This is a genomic window from Microcoleus sp. K4-B3, assembly GCF_036704615.1.
Taxonomy (GTDB): domain Bacteria; phylum Cyanobacteriota; class Cyanobacteriia; order Cyanobacteriales; family Microcoleaceae; genus Microcoleus.
This window is the reverse complement of the sequence record NZ_JAUBSF010000115.1, coordinates 1-17,881: the sequence shown is the minus strand read 5'-3', so window position 1 is coordinate 17,881 and position 17,881 is coordinate 1. Positions and strand designations below refer to the sequence as shown.

The 17,881-nt window shown below is 45.3% G+C and carries 7 protein-coding genes; 4 read left to right on the top strand and 3 right to left on the bottom strand.

The window, feature by feature from the left end; translation table 11 throughout:
- A partial coding sequence (locus tag QUA78_RS29010) for a calcium-binding protein (protein ID WP_333304373.1) occupies positions 1-1,374 on the top strand: 1,374 nt, incomplete at its 5' end.
- A 376-nt stretch (positions 1,375-1,750) separates the two neighbouring features.
- Here the strand turns inward: QUA78_RS29010 and QUA78_RS29005 are convergent.
- The 3 genes from QUA78_RS29005 to QUA78_RS28995 all read right to left on the bottom strand — a co-directional run bounded on the left by QUA78_RS29005 (position 1,751) and on the right by QUA78_RS28995 (position 10,404).
- Positions 1,751-5,272 (bottom strand): WD40 domain-containing protein, encoded by a 3,522-nt coding sequence (locus tag QUA78_RS29005; RefSeq protein ID WP_333304374.1) that lies wholly within the window; start codon positions 5,270-5,272, stop codon positions 1,751-1,753.
- Between the two features lie 27 nt (positions 5,273-5,299).
- The gene (locus QUA78_RS29000; RefSeq protein ID WP_333304375.1) at positions 5,300-8,845 is read right to left on the bottom strand and encodes an AAA-like domain-containing protein; all 3,546 of its coding nucleotides are present in this window, start codon (positions 8,843-8,845) and stop codon (positions 5,300-5,302) included.
- Between the two features lie 236 nt (positions 8,846-9,081).
- A complete protein-coding gene (locus QUA78_RS28995; protein WP_333304376.1) occupies positions 9,082-10,404 on the bottom strand; it encodes an AAA-like domain-containing protein in 1,323 nt (440 codons plus the stop codon).
- Positions 10,405-10,984: 580 nt separating this feature from the next.
- Here QUA78_RS28995 and QUA78_RS28990 point away from each other — a divergent pair.
- The 3 genes from QUA78_RS28990 to QUA78_RS28980 all read left to right on the top strand — a co-directional run bounded on the left by QUA78_RS28990 (position 10,985) and on the right by QUA78_RS28980 (position 17,581).
- Positions 10,985-12,532, top strand: coding sequence for an ATP-binding protein (locus QUA78_RS28990; RefSeq protein WP_333304377.1), 1,548 nt, complete (start codon positions 10,985-10,987; stop codon positions 12,530-12,532).
- Between the two features lie 178 nt (positions 12,533-12,710).
- Positions 12,711-16,400, top strand: coding sequence for a GAF domain-containing protein (locus QUA78_RS28985; RefSeq protein ID WP_333304378.1), 3,690 nt, complete (start codon positions 12,711-12,713; stop codon positions 16,398-16,400).
- Between the two features lie 35 nt (positions 16,401-16,435).
- Positions 16,436-17,581: an adenylate/guanylate cyclase domain-containing protein gene (locus tag QUA78_RS28980; protein WP_333304379.1), complete on the top strand. Its 1,146-nt coding sequence runs from the start codon at positions 16,436-16,438 to the stop codon at positions 17,579-17,581.
- The last annotated feature ends 300 nt before the right edge of the window (positions 17,582-17,881 follow it).

Below are 17,881 nucleotides of genomic sequence, written 5' to 3'. Positions count from 1 at the left end.
CCGCTGCTAGTAGGAAGTCCGGCAATTGATACTGGTACTGGTGCGGGCGCGCCGGCTACGGATCAGCGCGGTGTGAGTCGCCCTCAAGATGGCGATAATAACGGAAGTGCGATCGTTGATATTGGCGCTTATGAATTCACCACTACAGTCACGCCGACTCCGACTCCGACGCCCACACCCGCGCCGACTCCAACTCCGACTGAGACTCCGACTCCGACGCCCACACCCGCACCGACTCCAACTCCGACACCGGCGCCGACTCCAACTCCCACACCCGCACCGACTCCAACTCCGACACCCGCACCGACTCCCACGCCCACACCCGCGCCGACTCCAACTCCCACACCCGCGCCGACTCCGACGCCCACACCCGCGCCGACTCCAACTCCGACACCGGAAACAGATGATTGCCTGCTGGATGACCTCAACGCCCCGCAACTCGACTCTGCCACCATTACTCCCAATCCCGTCCAACAAACTCTCAACGGGGGTAACGATGCCGATTTCATCATGAGCAGCGGCATCAACGAGTCGATTAACGGACTTGCCGGCAACGATACTCTCTACGGTATGGGTGGCAATGACAACATCCAAGGCGGTGCAGATAACGACTCGCTCTTCGGCAATGAAGGCAGCGATTTCATCCAAGGCGACGCTGGTAACGATACCATCTACGCGGGCAAAGATAATGACACTGTTGTTGGCGGAGATGGCGAGGACTTTTTGAGGGGAGATATCGCCAATGATACTGTTGCCGGCGGCGGTGGCAACGACACCATTTTTGGCGGTAAAGATGACGATATCTTGCTCGGTGAAGATGGCGACGACTACATTTTAGGCAACTTAGGAAATGACACAATTAATGCTGGAGACGGCAACGATATTGCGTTTGGCAATGAAGGTGCAGACCTGATTTTTGGCTTATTGGGACATGACACGCTTTACGGTGGCAAAGAAAACGACAGTCTCGATGGCGGTGAGGGCAACGACTTACTCTTCGGCGGCAATGAAAACGATGTGCTCTGTGGCGACATCGGTAACGATACCCTGTATGGAGGCAAAGGTAATGATATTCTCAGTGGTGGCAGCGGTTCCGATTTCCTTTCCGGGGATGTTGGGGACGATACATTGACGGGAGGTTCGGGAAATGATGTGTTTTTCCTCAATCAAAGTTTGGGTAGCGACACCATTAATGATTTCCGCAAGGGAGAGGATTTAATTGGGTTAAATTCTGGTTTTAGTTTCAATCAACTCAGCATTACTTCGAGCAACAATCAGACTTTGATTACTGTGACGGACACCAATCAATTGTTGGCGAAGCTTAACGGTATTACGCCCGGTATTCTCACCGCTAGCGATTTCATTAGTCTGTAGTTATTATACCAAATCCAGGTTGGCTACTCCCTTTATCCGTCGCCGGTTGAAACCGCTACTACACAAACTCTCGTCCGAGCAGAAGGGGACTAAGAGATAAAGGGAGTATTTAAGCCTGATTTAGTATTAGATCCGAACCCAATACAAAGTATTTAATTTAGAAAAACATTCTCTAATATTCTGACGATCTAGACCACACTTATTAATAAATTATATCAATTCCGGCTGCGCCGGAATGATATAGAGGACACGGCAGTGCCGTTTCTTGCGCGCCAGATTTATTGTAGGGAAACGGCACTGCCGTGTCCTGATTGCGGGTTATATTAATTCCGATGCTACCGGATTTGATATTATTACTAATAAAGCGGACTAGAGATTATTCCGTGTCAAGGCGCCAACACAACAAGCGATCGCCCTTTTCCACTATCGCATTCGTCCGCAAATAATCGCGCACGCGATCGCAACCATAACCCAACAAATTCAGATTCAACACTCGCTCCACATTCCACAGAATCAGCGTGTTATCCTCACTGACCGAAGCCACAAACTTTCGGTCAGAACTGTAGGCCAATCCCCTAATCGCCGCCGTGTGACCTCTAAGCGTTGTTAGTTGCGTACCGTCCAGTTTCCACAACTTCACCGTATTGTCTACACTGCCAGAAGCAATAATTTGACCGTCAGGACTAAACGCCACTCCCCACACCGCTGCTGCGTGACCTACAAGCGTTCTCAATAACTTACCGTCAACAGTCCAAAGCTTAACGGTATTGTCTCCACTGCCAGAAGCGATGATATTACCTTGACGGTTAAAACCAACTCTCCAAACTGCCGCAGCGTGACCTCGAAAGGTTCTCACTAACTTACCGTCAAGCTGCCATAACCTCACAGTCCCGTCTCCTCCTGCGGAGGCAACTAACTGCCCGTCTGGGCTAAATGCTACGTGCCAAACAGGAGTATTATGTCCTGTCAGGGTATGCAGTAACGTTCCATTGCGCCGCCAAAGCTTGACCGTGTTATCTTGACTTGAAGAAGCGAGGATTTGACCGTCAGGACTAAACGCTACTGCAAAAACCACAGCTTTATGACCTGTTAAAGTTGCACTCGAATTGCCGTTTCGCTGCCACACATTCACCTTATGGTCGTCTCTGCCAGCAGCAATTAACTGGCGATCGCGAGTTATAGCAACCCCATAAATTGCTGCATTCTCTCCGGTGAAAGTCGCCAGCAATTTGCCTTGGCGACTCCAAAGTTTAGTTGTGCCGTCCTCGCTGCCCGTAGCAATTGTAGAGCTATCAGCACTGAGAGCGATCGCCCAAATCCCGGCTTTATGTGCAGTAATAGTCGTCTGCAATGGATTTTGACTTTCCCACAGTCTGACGGTGTTTTCTGCGCCTGCCGACGCAATAAAGCTGCCGTCGGGACTCCAATCAACCCCCCAAATTGCAGCACTGTGACCTCTGAAGGTCGTCAATTCTGTTCCGTCAACGTTCCAAAGTTTTACAGTTTTATCCCGACTGGCAGACGCGATGGTTTGACCGTCCGGACTAAACACAAGGGCAGATACCACAGCCGTATGACCTTCGAGCGTTCTCAGCAAAGTGCCGTCACGCTTCCAAAGTTTTACCGTTTTATCTCCACTTGCCGACGCAATTGTTTCACCGTCGGGACTAAACGCCACTGAACACAAGACAGAAATATGACCTTCGAGAGTTCTCAGAAAAGTGCCGTCACGCTTCCAGAGTTTTACCGTTTTGTCTCCACTTGCCGACGCAATTGTTTCACCGTCGGGACTAAAAACTACTGAGCCTACCCCAGCAGTATGACCCTGAAGCGTTTTCAACAAAGTGCCGTCTTGATTCCAGAGTTTTACGGTGTTGTCAGCGCTGGCAGAGGCAATTGTTTCACCGTCGGGACTAAAGGCTACTCCCCACACGCTAGCACTGTGATCCTGAAAAGTTTTCAACAAACTGCCGTCCAACCTCCAAACTTTCACCGTGTCATCCTCACTTCCAGAAGCAATGAGTTGACCGTTCGGGCTAAATTTGACTGTTCTGACGCTCGCTTGATGACCTTTGAGGGTGGCAATTTCTGTCCCGTCCCGCCGCCAAAGTTTAACAGTTTTATCTACACTTGCGGAGGCAATCAGCTTACTGTCAGGACTGATATCCACTGCCATAACAGCCGCTTTATGCCCAGAAAAACGGTTGTATTCATCTGCTTGATAAACGGCTTGTCGCAGTACATTTTCAACTTCGCGATTTATACTGGCATCTGCCGATTTTAATCTTTGTAATTTTCGTTTAGCTTCGATCGCTTCTATCAGCGCGTCTAATCTCCGGTTTGAGGCAAACAATCCCTCAGAAGAAGATGTCAGTGCTTTAATTTCGCTGATTCTTGCTTCGCGTTCGCTTGCTACTGCTCGGCGATACTGAAAATAAGTTGTCACCCCTAAGACGCTGGCAAATAGCAATGCTCCACTGACTGCAAACAGCAAAAATCTTTGTCGTTTGGCAGCTTTTTTCTCTTGAATTAATCGTATTTGTTCCTCTCTCAGTCGCGCTTCTACTTCTTTTGTCCGTTCTGCTTCTAAAGCGAGTTGAACTTCTTGGTTATCGAGGTCTTGACTGGCAGCGATAAATTGATAATCCAAGTCGCTCAAACTTTTTCCTTGCGCCCAAAATTGAGCTTCTTTCAGGGCTTGACCGCGCAACAGCCGCGATTCGTCCTGTTGTTTAGAAGCAATCCAAGCATCGAAGGCTTGGGAGTAAGGGCGCAGTTTCCCTAATTGTTTTTCTACCCATTCTAGGTTAAATACTTCTCGATAAATTCGGTTTTTTACCTGCAAATAACCCGGCTGTTTGACGACTAATCCCGATAGCAAGAGTTCGATTTGCTCTCGGCTGTCATCGCTTGCCACTTTTACGCCTTGTAAGATTTGCTGATAAATGCCTAGCAATCTAGCTGCGCGTTGTTCGTTGCGAAGAAGGCGATCGCGTATCGTTTTCAAATGCTCTGGTTCGTCTTGCGATTCCCAGTTCTCGATAAGTTGCGCTCTGACCACAGATTCGACAAAAAATCCTTCAGTTATCGGTGGTATTGTTAAATCACCGCCGCGGGATTCTTGAGCAGTTCTTACCACCAATTCACATATTTTTTGGGTCAGAAATGGCTGTCCTCCAGTCCAAGCTAATATTTCTTTGATAACTGCTGGTGGATGGGGGATTATATTTTCTAATCCTAAAGCTAATGGTTGTGCTTCCTCTAAAGAAAACCCCTGCAAATCGAGCGCTCGTCCGATATTAAAAGGAGTCCGATTTTTATCTACTATTAAATCGCTGGGCGTCGCTACTCCGAAAATGGCGAAGGTAATTCGATTGTATTCTGGATTGATGGCTCTTTGGTTGTAACAATACCGAATCAAGGCAAAAAAATCATCGACTGGAAAATCTAAACTTAAAATGCTATCAATTTCATCAACAAATATAATAATTCTGCATTCTGGAAATTGGGCTAACAAGATGTCTTCGATGAAATGGCTCAATCTTTGGAGGAGAGAAACTTCTTCTTCTTCTTTCCACCAACTTTTCAAATTAACTTGCCCTAATAATTTGAAGCCACGCCACAAATCGCCAACGATTCCTTTATACCATTGTAGGGGAGTGATATTTTCGCTGCCGATGCGGGTCATGTCGATGGTGCTGCATTGAAATCCTTCTGCTTGCAATCGATATTGAGTGCGGACTAAGAGGGAAGATTTGCCCATTTGCCGCGAGTTGAGGACGTAACAAAATTCGCCAGCTTTTAAGGCTTCGTAGAGTTCGGAATCGGCAGCTCTTACTACATAGGTAGGCGCATTATTGGCGAGACTGCCACCAATTTGGTATTGATAATTGTTCATCATTTTGAGCTAAGAATTTCTGATTATTTAGCGATCGCCCACTCGATCGCACAAATGTCTATCCTCCTCCTTCACATCGGCATTTGTTCGCAGGTAATCCCCCACGCGATCGCAAGCATAAGCGAGTTCATCTAGTTTGAGAATGCCCTCCACATCCCACAAAATCACCGTGCGATCGTCCCCAACAGAGGCAATCTGTTTACCATCGGGACTAAACGCCACCCCCCAAACGTTCCCTTCATGTCCGGTTAGCGTCGTTATTTCTGTCCCGTCGATTTTCCAAAGTTTGAGTGCGCCAGTTGAGCCTCCCCCCACCAGCATTTGACCGTCAGGACTGAAATCAACTGCCATCATGCCTCTAGTATTTCCCTTGAGGGTTTTGAGCAACGTACCATCGATCGTCCAGAGTTTAATCGTGTCATCCCTGCTGGCAGTTGCCAAAGTGCGATCGTCTGGACTGATGGCAACTTCCCAAACAGGGCTGCGATGACCCTTTAGGGTCTTGGAAAACTTACCGTCAAGACTCCACAACCGAGCAGTGCTGTCGCTACTGGCTGAAACCAGCCTCTGTCCGTCAGCGGTAAAGTCCACATCGTAAACCCTAGCCCGATGCCCTGTGAAAGTTTTCAGCAAAGTGCCGTCCTTGTTCCACAGTTTCACGGTTTTATCGTTGCTAGCAGAAGCCAGTAGCCGACCATCTGGACTGGCGGAGACATCCCACACTCCCGCCCCATGTCCTGTAATGGTTTTCAGCAGCGTCCCGTCGAACTGCCAGAATTTAATTGTTTTATCTTCACTAGCGGTAGCAAAAATAGGTGCGATCGTAGGATTGGCAAAGTTAGTACCAGAGAGGAAAGCAACGGAGTGAACGGCAGTCTTATTTCCGGCAAAAGACTTCAGCAACGTGCCGTCTCGCGCCCACAGTTTGAAACTGCCATCGGAACTGGCGGAAGCTAGCATCTGACCTTCGGGGGAGAAATCCACATCCCAAATCGTGCCGCTATGTCCGTAAAGGACTTTCGAGAAGGGGTTTGTCGGATTCCAGAGTCGAGCGGTATTGTCGTCGCTAGCAGAGACAACCATTTGACTGTTGGGAATAAAGGTCACGCCTCGAATTCCCGATTGATGCCCTTTAAGGACTTTCAACAGCGTCCCGTCCGGCTTCCAGAGGTTGATAGTTTGGTCGGCGCTGGTGGAAGCAATCACATCGCCTGCTGTACTGACGGCGACTTCAAACACTTCCGAACTGTGACCGCTAAGAGTTCGCAGTAGGGTTCCGTCGGGTTGCCAGAGTTTGACAGTGTTGTCAGCGCTGGCAGAGATGATGGCGGGACGTTTGGCGCCGCTATTGTCTGCAAGTAAAGCGAACTCAACGTCCCAAACAATGCCGCTGTGACCTTCCAGAGTGCTCACCAGTTGGCCGTCTAGAGTCCAGACCTTGACCGTATTATCTGTGCTGCTAGAGGCGAGCAGGTTTCCATCCGGGCTAAAGGCAACACCCCAAACTGCACCTTGATGTCCGCTGAGGGTTTTGAGCGGTTTGCCATCGGCACTCCACAGCCGAATGGTGCTGTCTTCGCTGGCGGAGGCGATGCGTTGACCGTCTGGACTCACGGCGATCGCCCATATAGCAGCCTTGTGTCCCTGAAAGGTTTTGAGCAGTTTGCCTTCCCGACTCCACAGATAAATGTTGCCGTCCACGCTGGATGTTACCAGACGCTGGCTGTCGGGACTAAAACGAAGGGCGTAGACGCTGCTGATCGTGTGCTGGAGAGTGTGCAGCAAGGTACCATCCCGCTGCCACACCTTGGCTGTTTGGTCGCCGCCTCCGGTGGCGATGAGTTGACCGTCTGGGCTGACATCAACTGCCAGAACCGGGCTGGAATGCCCCAACAGGCGATTGAATTCTGCCGTTCCGTAGATCGCTTGTTGCAGCACTTGTTGAACTTGAGATTGCAACTGGGGGCTGGAATTCGCGAGAATGTCGAGCCTGCGTCTGGCTTTGATGGCACTCACGAGGGCGTCTAATCGCTGTTGGGAGGCGAATTGCCCGGAGGAGGAGGAGGCGAGGGCTTGAATTTCGCTGGTGACGGCGTGATGGTATTGCCAGAGGGCGAAAATGCTGGAGGCGATCGCAACGATTAATGCCCCACTCAACGCCCCAATAAAATTTCGCTGTCGCTTCGCTATCTCTCGCTCTAAAACTAACCGCTTGCGTTCTTCTGCGAGTCTCGCTTCAACTTCTCTGAGCCTCGCTGCTTCCAGCGCTTGCTGCACTTCCAGCCTGTCTAATACTTGAGAAGCCGCTAAAAATTGATAATCCAAATCGCTCAAACTTTTTCCCTGGGCCCAGTAGGAAGCGTCTTTTAGCGATTGTCCCCGCAACAGTCGCGATTCATCGGTTTGTTTTGAAGCGATCCAAGCGTTGACAGCTTGGGAGTAAGGACGCAGTTGCTCTAACTGTTTTTCTACCCATTGTTTGTTAAACACTGCTTGATAAATCGGGTTTCTGACCTTCAACAAACCTTGTTGTTTCACTACCAAACCTGATAGCAACAGTTCGATCTGCTCTCGACTATCATCGGCTTCTATTTCACCCCCCTGTAAGAGCTGCTGATAGATACCTAAGCTACGTGCAGTGCATTGTTCGTTTCTAAGGATGCGATCGCGTATCGTTTTTAAATGCTCCGGTTCGTCTTGCGATTCCCATTTATCGATGATTTGCGATCGCACCAAACTATCCACCCAAAATGCCTCTGCTCCCGGGGGAATATTTACTAATCCTCCCGCCGTTTCTCGGCTAGATATATACGCCAAATAGCAAATTTTCTGGGTGAGGAAGGGCTGTCCTGAAGTCCAAGCTAATATTTGTTTGAGAACGGCATCAGGATTACTTACGGTACTCTCTAATCCTTTAACTAATAGTTGCGATTCGTGTAGTTCAAAACCCCGCAAATCTATAGCACGACCGATATTAAAAGGAGTTCGCTTTTTGTCAGCAATTAAATCACTCGGCGTGGCTACTCCAAAAATTGCAAAACTAATGCGGTTATATGAAGGATTAATCGCTCGCTGATTGTAGCAAAACCGAATTAAGGCAAAAAAATCATCGACCGCGAAATCCAAACTGAGAATGCTATCGATTTCATCGATGAATATAAAGATGCGCTCTTCAGAAAATTTGACCAGTAGGATATCTTCAATAAAATGACTCAATCTTTGCATAAACGAGATATCTTCTTCGTCGCGCCACCAGGTTTTTAAGTTAACTTGTCCTAAAAGATTGAAGCCGCGCCACAGTTCCCCAATCATGCCTTTATACCATTGTAGGGGAGTGATATTTTCGCTGCCGATGCGGGTCATGTCGATCGTACTGCATTGAAATCCTTCAGCTTGCAATCGGTGCAAGGTGCGGACTAAGAGAGACGATTTTCCCATTTGCCGCGAGTTGAGGACGTAACAAAATTCGCCAGCTTTTAAGGCTTCATAGAGTTCGGAATCGGCTTTTCTTACTACATAGGTAGGCGCATCACTGGCGAGACTGCCACCAATTTGGTATGTAACCTTAGTCATGCCGTTTATGGGTGGGTTTAAAGGTGAGTATTTAGTGAATTTATTTAGAGGTGAGGATGTGGTACGGGAGCTTGATTGTAATAAAAATTATGCCAAATTTGGGTTAATTACCCCCTTTTTTTTATTGAGGTCGCTGACGCGGACTTTGTTTGTATAGCAGCGATTTATCATCGCCCGGACAAGTCGAGTTTTCAAGGAGAATTTTGGATGACGCAAAGAAACTGTAAAGCCCCGCTCTAAAGAAAGTTGTGCGAACAAAAATACAGGCGGTACAACTCGCAGCTTAGCGTACAGCGGTTGCTATCGATATGAATCAGCCCCATACTCATTAATTTAGAAGCTACTATCGGATCTAATTCCACGCCCCGCTCAGATTTTACCACTTGTTTAAGTGCAACCGCAAGTTCGGGATACTCTTGCAATGTCACCCAAAAATTCCGCAAGTAATCTTTATAAATTCCCGCCATTGTGGGAGCTTCTTGTATTAGCTGATCTAGCGTTACAGCGTTTTGACAGAGGTGGTAAAAAGCGAGCCGCACCAGATAAGGATGTCCCCCCACCATTGCCATCAGTCGCTCGGCATCGGGGCTATCTGTCCAATCCAGTCCGTGACGCTGCGCTAAAGCAAGTATCTGCTCTTTTGTAAAATAGGGTAATTGCAGCGGCAAACCGACATTAAAAGGCGATTCAGTCAGCTTAAAAGGAATATAAACTTCTGTGGAGTGAAGAACAATTAACCGCAGTTTTTCAAAACTTTCTATCCGCTTTGCTTCTTCATGCCAGCTTCGCAGCAGTGGCAAAAATTCTCTGGCAATTTTTGGATACTCTAAAATTCTATTGACTTCATTTAAAGCTAAGACAATAGGACTACTTATTTCTGCTAATACATATTGTTGCAAATAGACGGTGCAGCTTACTTTGCTACCCATATCTTCATCCCAATAATCATCTAATAGAGGTGGCAATTTTAGGTGACGGCTGATGTTGGCACAAAACCAGCGTAAAAATTTATCCAAGTTGTCTAAAACAGCTTCCTCGGCTTGCTGAAAATCCAAACTTACGGTTTGGTAGCCAAGAGAATTAGCGCGCTCTAAAATCCTTAGCAGCAGGGAACTTTTTCCCATCTTCCTGGGAGCTTTAATCCGCAGAACACTTCCAGGTTTGTCAATCTGTCGGTACGCGAGTTCTTCAATTAGCGGGTGATGGATATAAAATGGCGAACCGAGGGGTACTGGAGAACCTGGATAATCTAAAGGTGTTGCTAGGCATTGGCTGCGGGTAAATTCTTCTATTAATTTGCGTTCCTCTGCTGTCAGGGAACGCGATTCTAGAGAGGATCTAAAATTTGATTTACTAATAGGTATCTGCAAGATTTCAGAGAGAGATTGCCACAAGGACGAGGCGATGTTTCTCAGGTAATGCTCTCCGTAATGAGAGGCTGATGCTATACTTGTATAAGTCTTTCCTTCCCAAACTTGGCGGAGTATGATTTCTTGTACGGGATATAAATCTTTTTTAAATCGGGTACGAGTTAGCTGTATTACCTCATCTATTGTCATAATTTGCAATTATTCCGTAAGTGTATCGTTGATGTTATCACTTTTGATTGACTGTAAAGCCCTGAGCGATCGCCTATTGAATTGCGACGCGAGGCGGAAGTAAGATTTCCCTGGGTAACAGGTAAAATCCGTTAAATTTCACCGAACCCTTCTTTACCCTACTTCTTACGCCGTACTCCCTACGCTTGTCGCCAAAATGTCATGTAGGTGTCACCGTTAGTAGTGAAACCACAATTATAAATGTGACAGTTGACCTTGATAAAGTTTAGTTAATTGATGTAAATTTAATCAGATGTAGTTTCATATAGTTCTCGTGACTATCCGGCGATTGATATGGCTTAAATTTTTCAGGGCAAGGGTTTCAGGGATTTAACTTAGAAAAATTTGTGTTTCTAAATACTGTTTAGCCACAAATTTTACGCTACAAATCCAAGATAGCCTTTCAGATCGCTGTATCTATTCATCACAATTGTGACAATTGTTAAGTCCAAAAGCCTAATTCTTCTTTTTGTGCCCGCAGGTTTTTGAATTTTCCTGTCATACCCTCTAAAAAATAGTAGCAGATAACCGAGTTGATTTGATGCAAATGGTTCATAAAATGTTCTCTAGTTATTTTATTCCTCACGGTCATTGCTACTTGTGGAAGCCTGGATTAGTGGGGCTGCACATTTTGTCCGATGGTTTGATCGCCGTGGCTTATTTTTTGATACCCATCACGCTGATTTATATTGTCAATAAGCGAAAAGACGTACCTTTTGACTGGGTTTTCATGCTGTTTGGCTCTTTTATTATCTGCTGCGGCATTACCCATCTTATGGAAATATGGACGCTGTGGCATCCTAATTATTGGTTCTCTGGTTTTCTGAAAGGGATTACGGCGCTGATTTCGCTATGGACAGCAGCAGTGCTGGTGGAACTAATCCCAAAAATCTTGGCTATCCCCAGTCCCGATCAATTGGCGACGGCAAATTTGGCTTTACAAAATGAGATTGGCGATCGCAAACAAGCTCAGGAAGCACTCTCAGAATTAATGCTGGAATTGGAAAAACGGGTTATTGAGAGGACGATCGCTTTAGAATCTACCAATGAACTTTTGCTACAGGAAAATCGCGATCGCTCCTTGGCTGAAAATTCATTGCGGCGCTCTGAAGCTAAACTGCTTGAACGAACTCAGCAGCTAGAGAACACTCTGCAACAACTTAAAGGCGCCCAAACTCAACTCGTACAAAATGAAAAAATGTCCTCTTTGGGGCAAATGGTAGCTGGCGTTGCTCACGAAATCAATAACCCTGTTAACTTCATTTATGGCAATCTGATTCCGGCTGAGGAATACATTAAAGACCTTTTGGGACTGATTAAGGTATATCAAATTTATTACCCCACTCCTGCGCCGGAAATTGCAGACAAGATTAAAACCATCGAGCTCGATTTTGTTTTAGAAGACCTGCAAAAACTTTTTAGTTCGATGAAGATAGGAGCAGAGCGGATTAGGGCGATCGTTAAATCTTTACGCACTTTCTCCCGGTTAGACGAAGCGGATATGAAAAAAGTAAATATCCATGAAGGTATCGACAGCACTTTAATGATTTTGCAGCACCGCTTGAAAGAACAACCAAAACGTCCGGCTATCCAAGTTATTAAAGAGTATGGAGATTTACCACAGTTAGAATGCTACGCTGGACAGCTCAACCAAGTATTTATGAATATTTTTTCTAATGCTATTGATGCTTTAGAACAGAGAACACAGCAGGGAGATTCGACCACAGCCTATTGGCAAAAAAAATTCCCTGACCTCTTACAATATACCCATTGCCAACTGTTAACAATTCGCATCCGCACGCTTTTGGTAGAGGGCAAGTGGGTGCAGATTCGCATTGCTGATAATGGCACTGGTATAGATTCTGATGCGATCGCTAAAATTTACGATCCCTTTTATACGACGAAACCTATCGGTTATGGTACGGGCCTGGGTTTGGCGATTTCTTATCAGATTATTAAAAGCCATGAAGGTTATTTGCGTTGTGTTTCCGAGCTTGAGAGGGGTAGTGAGTTTATCATTGAAATTCCCTTAAAATCAACAAATCAGCAACAAGCAACTTCCTCAGAAAAAGTTTTTGTAAAGCTGTAAATTTTGGTTCATCCCATTTTGGTAAATCAACTTGTGGGGTGGATCGAACAACCCGCACCAACCAAAATATAGGGCAGGATCTTGGGTCTACTTCATAAGAAAAATAGGGCGGGCTATTCGGCCTACTATACAAGAACAAGAAGAGTATTCCACTTAATATTATCTGCAAGCAAACATTATGTGGCAAATAGTCAAAAGTATCTTTTCTCCAACTCAGTATATGCCTCACGGTCACTGCTATCTGTGGCAAACACCTTTGGTATGGCTGCACGTCACTGGCGACTTTTTAATCGCGATCGCCTACTATTCAATTCCGGCGATGCTGATTTATTTTATCTTCAAGCGGCGCGATGTCCCTTTTTTAGGAATATTCGCTTTATTTGGTGCATTTATTATTCTCTGCGGCACGGGTCACTTGCTAGAAATTTGGACGTTGTGGCATTCCGCTTATTGGCTGTCGGGGATAGAAAAAGGAATTACTGCACTGGTTTCCTGCTACACCGCAGGCTCGATGGTAACACTATTGCCACAGTTTTTATCTTTAAAAACCCCCCAAGAGTTAGAGGTCATAAATCGCCAGTTGCAGAGTGAGATTGCTGTCCGTGAAGATGCAGAATTAGCGTTGCGCCACGCTTATGATGACTTAGAAATTAAAGTCCAAGAGCGCACGGCACAGTTGAGAGAAACCAACGGTTATTTAGAAGCAGAAATTAGAGAAAGAATAGCCGCTGAATCCGCTTTGCGCGAACGAGAAATTAGGTTAACAGAACAACAAACTGCCTTGCTAGAATTAGCACAAAATTCTAGTATCTACGAGGGAAATCTTAGCGAGGCGTTGAGAGAGATTACGCAGATGGCAACTCGTACCCTGAAGGTCGATCGGGGAAGCGTTTGGTTTTATAAGGAAAATAAATCAGCAATGTGCTGTGCCGATCTTTACGAACTGACGGCCAATCAACACAGTAAGGGTGCTGAACTGAAAGTTGCTGACTATCCTAGCTATTTCCAAGCTTTGAAGACAGAACAGGCGATCGCAGCGGTTGATGCCAAAACCGATCCGCGCACCCGAGAATTTACCGAATCTTATTTGATTCCTTTAAACATCTCATCAATGCTAGATGTTCCTATTACCCATCAAGGACGACTGGCCGGTGTAATTTGTTTGGAACGTCAGGGCACGCCGAGGAAGTGGACGCTCGACGAACAAAGCTTCGCTAGCTATTTGGCACAGATGACAGCTTTAGCAATGGAAGCTCGCGATCGCAAGCAAGCCGAGTTAAATTTGCGCTCTGTCACCGAACGCTTGCAATATTTGCTGGCGACTACTCCGGCGGTGATTTTTAGCTGCCAATTAGGAGGAAATTATGACGTAACATTTGTTAGCGAGAACGTTATTTCAATGATCGGCTACGAAGCGCGAGAATTTGTTGATGGTTCTCTTAATTGGCATAGCCTCGTTCACCCAGAAGATCGAGAGGTTGTTGATACTTCATTTGCTCAGATATTGGAAAAAGGAGCGATTTCCTATGAATACCGCGAACTGCACAAAGACGGTAGTTATCGCTGGATATACGATGAGGTTAAGTTGGTCAAAGATGCTGCTGGCATACCTGTGGAGTGCGTTGGTTACGGAGTAGATATTACTGCACGCAAACAAGCGGAAATAGCCTTGCAGCGACAACTCAAAAGAGAGCGGCTCGTGAATTCCATTCAAGAGCGGATTCGTTCTTCTCTTAACCTAGAAGAAGTGATGACAATGGCTGTTGAAGAAGTCCGCCAGTTTTTGTCAACTGACAGGACAGTTATTTACCGTTTTAATCCAGATTACAGTGGATTTATAGCCGTCGAGTCGGTAGCAGCCGATACGATGCCGATTTTGGGAATTGATATTAACGATCCTTGCTTTCAGGAACACTACGTCTCTGTTTACGAGCATGGACACCTTCGCGCGATCGACAATATTTACACGGCAGGTATTTCAGAGTGCCATATTAATTTACTGAGCCAGTTTGACATTAAAGCTAACCTCGTGATTCCCATTTTGCAAGGTAAAAAATTATGGGGGCTACTCATTGCTCATCACTGCCGCAGTCAAAGACATTGGAACTCTTCTGAGATAGAATCTCTCAAGCAAATTTCCGTGCAGCTAGCAATTGCCATCCAGCAATCCACCCTTTTTGAACAAGCCACAATAGAAATTTCCGAACGCAAATTAGCAGAGACAGCATTACAAAAAGCTGTCGTGGCTGCTGATAAAGCTAACCGCGCCAAGAGCGAATTTCTTTCTTCTATGAGCCACGAACTCCGGACTCCCCTGAATGCCATTCTGGGGTTTAGTCAGGTGATGGTGCGCGATTCATCTTTAAACAATCAACACCAGCAGCACCTAGAAATTATTAATCGCGCTGGCGAACACTTGCTTTCCCTAATTAATGACATTTTGGAAATGTCGAAAATTGAAGCGGGCAGAAGTCAGCTTAATGAAAGCAGTTTTAATTTAATGCGCCTGCTAAAAACCTTAGAAGAAATGTTCCGATTAAAAGCTAAATCTAAGAAATTGCAGCTAAATTTTGAAGTGGTTGACGGCGTACCGCAGTTTGTTAATGGAGATGAAGGTAAATTGCGCCAAATTTTGATTAATCTTGTAGGAAATGCGCTCAAGTTTACAGAGATGGGTAGCGTTACTTTGCGAGTGAAAAAGAAGGTAGAAGAAAGTTTGGGGGCTGAAACAGCAGAGTTTTCGGACACACAAACAAAACTTGCCGGCGGGACTTCTGAAAATTCCGAAAGCTTAGCGGTTGAAACCGCAGCTATACAAATAAAACCCGGATCGTGCGCTGGTTTTAATCAGTCCGAAAGCTTGGCGGACTTTGATTGTGTAGACGCGAATGACTTTCGCCCGAAATTGTTACGCCTTCAGTTTGAAGTTGAAGATACTGGCCTTGGCATTGCCCCAGAAGAGATGAATAAGTTATTTGAACCCTTTGAGCAAACAAAAACAGGTCAAAAATCTCAACAGGGGACTGGATTAGGTTTACCAATTAGCCACAAATTTATACAAATGATGGGAGGAGATATTACTGTCAGTAGTAAACCTAAGTTAGGAAGTAAGTTTGCATTTGATATTCAAATCAGCCTTGCCACTCCAAGCGAGATTAAAATTCTCAGACCGCAGAAAAAAGTAATTAGTTTAGCACCGAATCAACCAGAATACCGGATTTTGGTGGTGGACGATCGCGCCGATAACTGCCTAGTCATAGAGAGATTACTGTCACCACTAGGCATCCTCGTGCGAGAAGCTAGAGATGGTCAAGAAGCTATTGCTGTATGGGAGGATTGGCAACCGCACCTGATCTGGATGGATATGCAAATGCCTGTCATGGATGGCTATGAAGCCACCAGAAAAATTAAAGCTCATCCTCTCGGAAAACAAACTGTAATAGTTGCTCTTACTGCTAGCGCTTTTGAAGAGGAACGACAAACTATTTTACGAGCAGGGTGCGATGATTTCATGCGTAAGCCCTTCGAGGCCAAGATATTATTTGCAAAAATGGAAGAACTTTTAGGACTGCGCTACATTTACGAGGAATCTGTTGATGAAAAACTAGAAAATGAAAGCGAAATTAGCGGAGTGACCAGCAATCAATCTGTAGTAGAATCAGAACTCAGTCAAATGCCTGTTGAGTGGGTGGAGAAGATATATGATGCTGCTCATGAATGTTGCGACGATAAAATTCTCAAGTTGATTGAGGAAATGCCTAGACAATTTGCTTTAACCGCACAAGTTTTAACTACTTTAGTGCATGATTTCCTCTTTGATGATATTATAGAGCTAGCGAAATCGGCAGTTACGGCACGTCAGTCTTAATATTTTTATATTAAAAAAATACTGTGAGCGATCGCATGGACAGCAATCAATATCCTACAATTCAAGCCAACATTTTAGTAGTTGATGATAAGCCAGATAACGTGCGGCTTTTATCTACAATTTTGACGACACAAGGGTATCAGGTTCGTAAAGCGCTGAATGGGCAAAGGGCGATCGCTACCGTGCAAGAGTTTCCGCCGACTCTAATTCTGCTGGACGTGATGATGCCTGAGATGAATGGGTATGAGGTGTGTGCAAAGTTGAAAGCTTCACCACAAACCAGTTCCATTCCCGTGATTTTCTTAAGCGCCTTAGATGACGTTTTAGATAAGGTGAAAGCCTTTGATGTGGGAGCAGTTGACTATATTACTAAACCTTTTCACGGTAAAGAAGTATTGGCACGAGTGGCAAATCAGTTAACAATTCAAAGTCAGCAACAGTTACTTCAAGAGCAAACGAAGCAATTAGAAGAACTTGTGGAACGTTTGCAAAACGAAATTAAAGAGCGGCAGGGCGTGGAAGTAGCTTTGCGCCTTTCTCAAAAAAAATCAGATCATTTATTGTTAAATATTTTACCCGCAGCGATTGTTGAAAATTTGAAAAAAGGCCAGGATGCTGCTGCCGATCGGTTTGACTCAGCAACAGTTCTATTTGCCGATATTGTTGGTTTTACGTCTCTTGCTGCCAGAATTTCACCTCTGGAATTGGTAAATTTGCTAAACCAGATTTTTTCAAAGTTTGACCAACTAACTGAAAAACACGATTTGGAGAAAATTAAAACCAGTGGGGATGCTTATATGGTAGCAGGAGGGGTGCCGGTGCCGAGGGCAGATCATGCTGAAGCGATCGCGGATATGGCATTGGATATGCAGGAAGCGATCGCAGATTTTCAAACTGACACAGGCGAACCGTTTCAAATTCGGATTGGCATTAATACAGGACCAGTAGTTGCTGGCGTAATTGGCACTAAAAAATTTATTTATGATTTGTGGGGAGATACCGTTAATGTTGCTTCTCGGATGGAAGCTCAAGGATTACCGGGATATATTCAAGTTACTGCTGCTATTTACGAGCTGTTAAAAGATCGGTATTTATTTGAGGAAAGAGGCGCGATCCCGGTTAAAGGTAAAGGAGATATGATCGCCTATTGGCTAAAAGGTAAAAAAGTTAGTTCAAGCTAATTGATAAGTTAGATCGCAAGGAAGAAGTCAAAATGAAAATGCTATAAAATCAATGGTTTCAGCAATGAAAAAACTCATCCTTACCGAGAAGGTTGCTATATATCAGATTACAAGCGAGCTTGATGTTCCCACTACTACTCCCCAATTGGGTCCATCATCTGATACCCAATCCAGCTTTGATACCCCGTTTATCTTTTAGCCTTGGATTGCGCGGACTAAGAAGTAAGCTGTTGTGCATTTAAAACGCATATTGTATTATACAATATAACCATATTTATGAAAAGTCAATGCCTAGTAAAA

What these genes read in the sequence shown, in the direction of transcription:
- QUA78_RS29000 (WP_333304375.1), bottom strand. Translation starts at nt 8,845, where the DNA reads ATGACTAAGGTTACATACCAAATTGGTGGCAGTCTCGCCAGTGATGCG.
- QUA78_RS28980 (WP_333304379.1), top strand. Translation starts at nt 16,436, where the DNA reads ATGGACAGCAATCAATATCCTACAATTCAAGCCAACATTTTAGTAGTT.
- QUA78_RS28985 (WP_333304378.1), top strand. Translation starts at nt 12,711, where the DNA reads ATGTGGCAAATAGTCAAAAGTATCTTTTCTCCAACTCAGTATATGCCT.
- QUA78_RS28995 (WP_333304376.1), bottom strand. Translation starts at nt 10,404, where the DNA reads ATGACAATAGATGAGGTAATACAGCTAACTCGTACCCGATTTAAAAAA.
- QUA78_RS28990 (WP_333304377.1), top strand. Translation starts at nt 10,985, where the DNA reads ATGCAAATGGTTCATAAAATGTTCTCTAGTTATTTTATTCCTCACGGT.
- QUA78_RS29005 (WP_333304374.1), bottom strand. Translation starts at nt 5,272, where the DNA reads ATGAACAATTATCAATACCAAATTGGTGGCAGTCTCGCCAATAATGCG.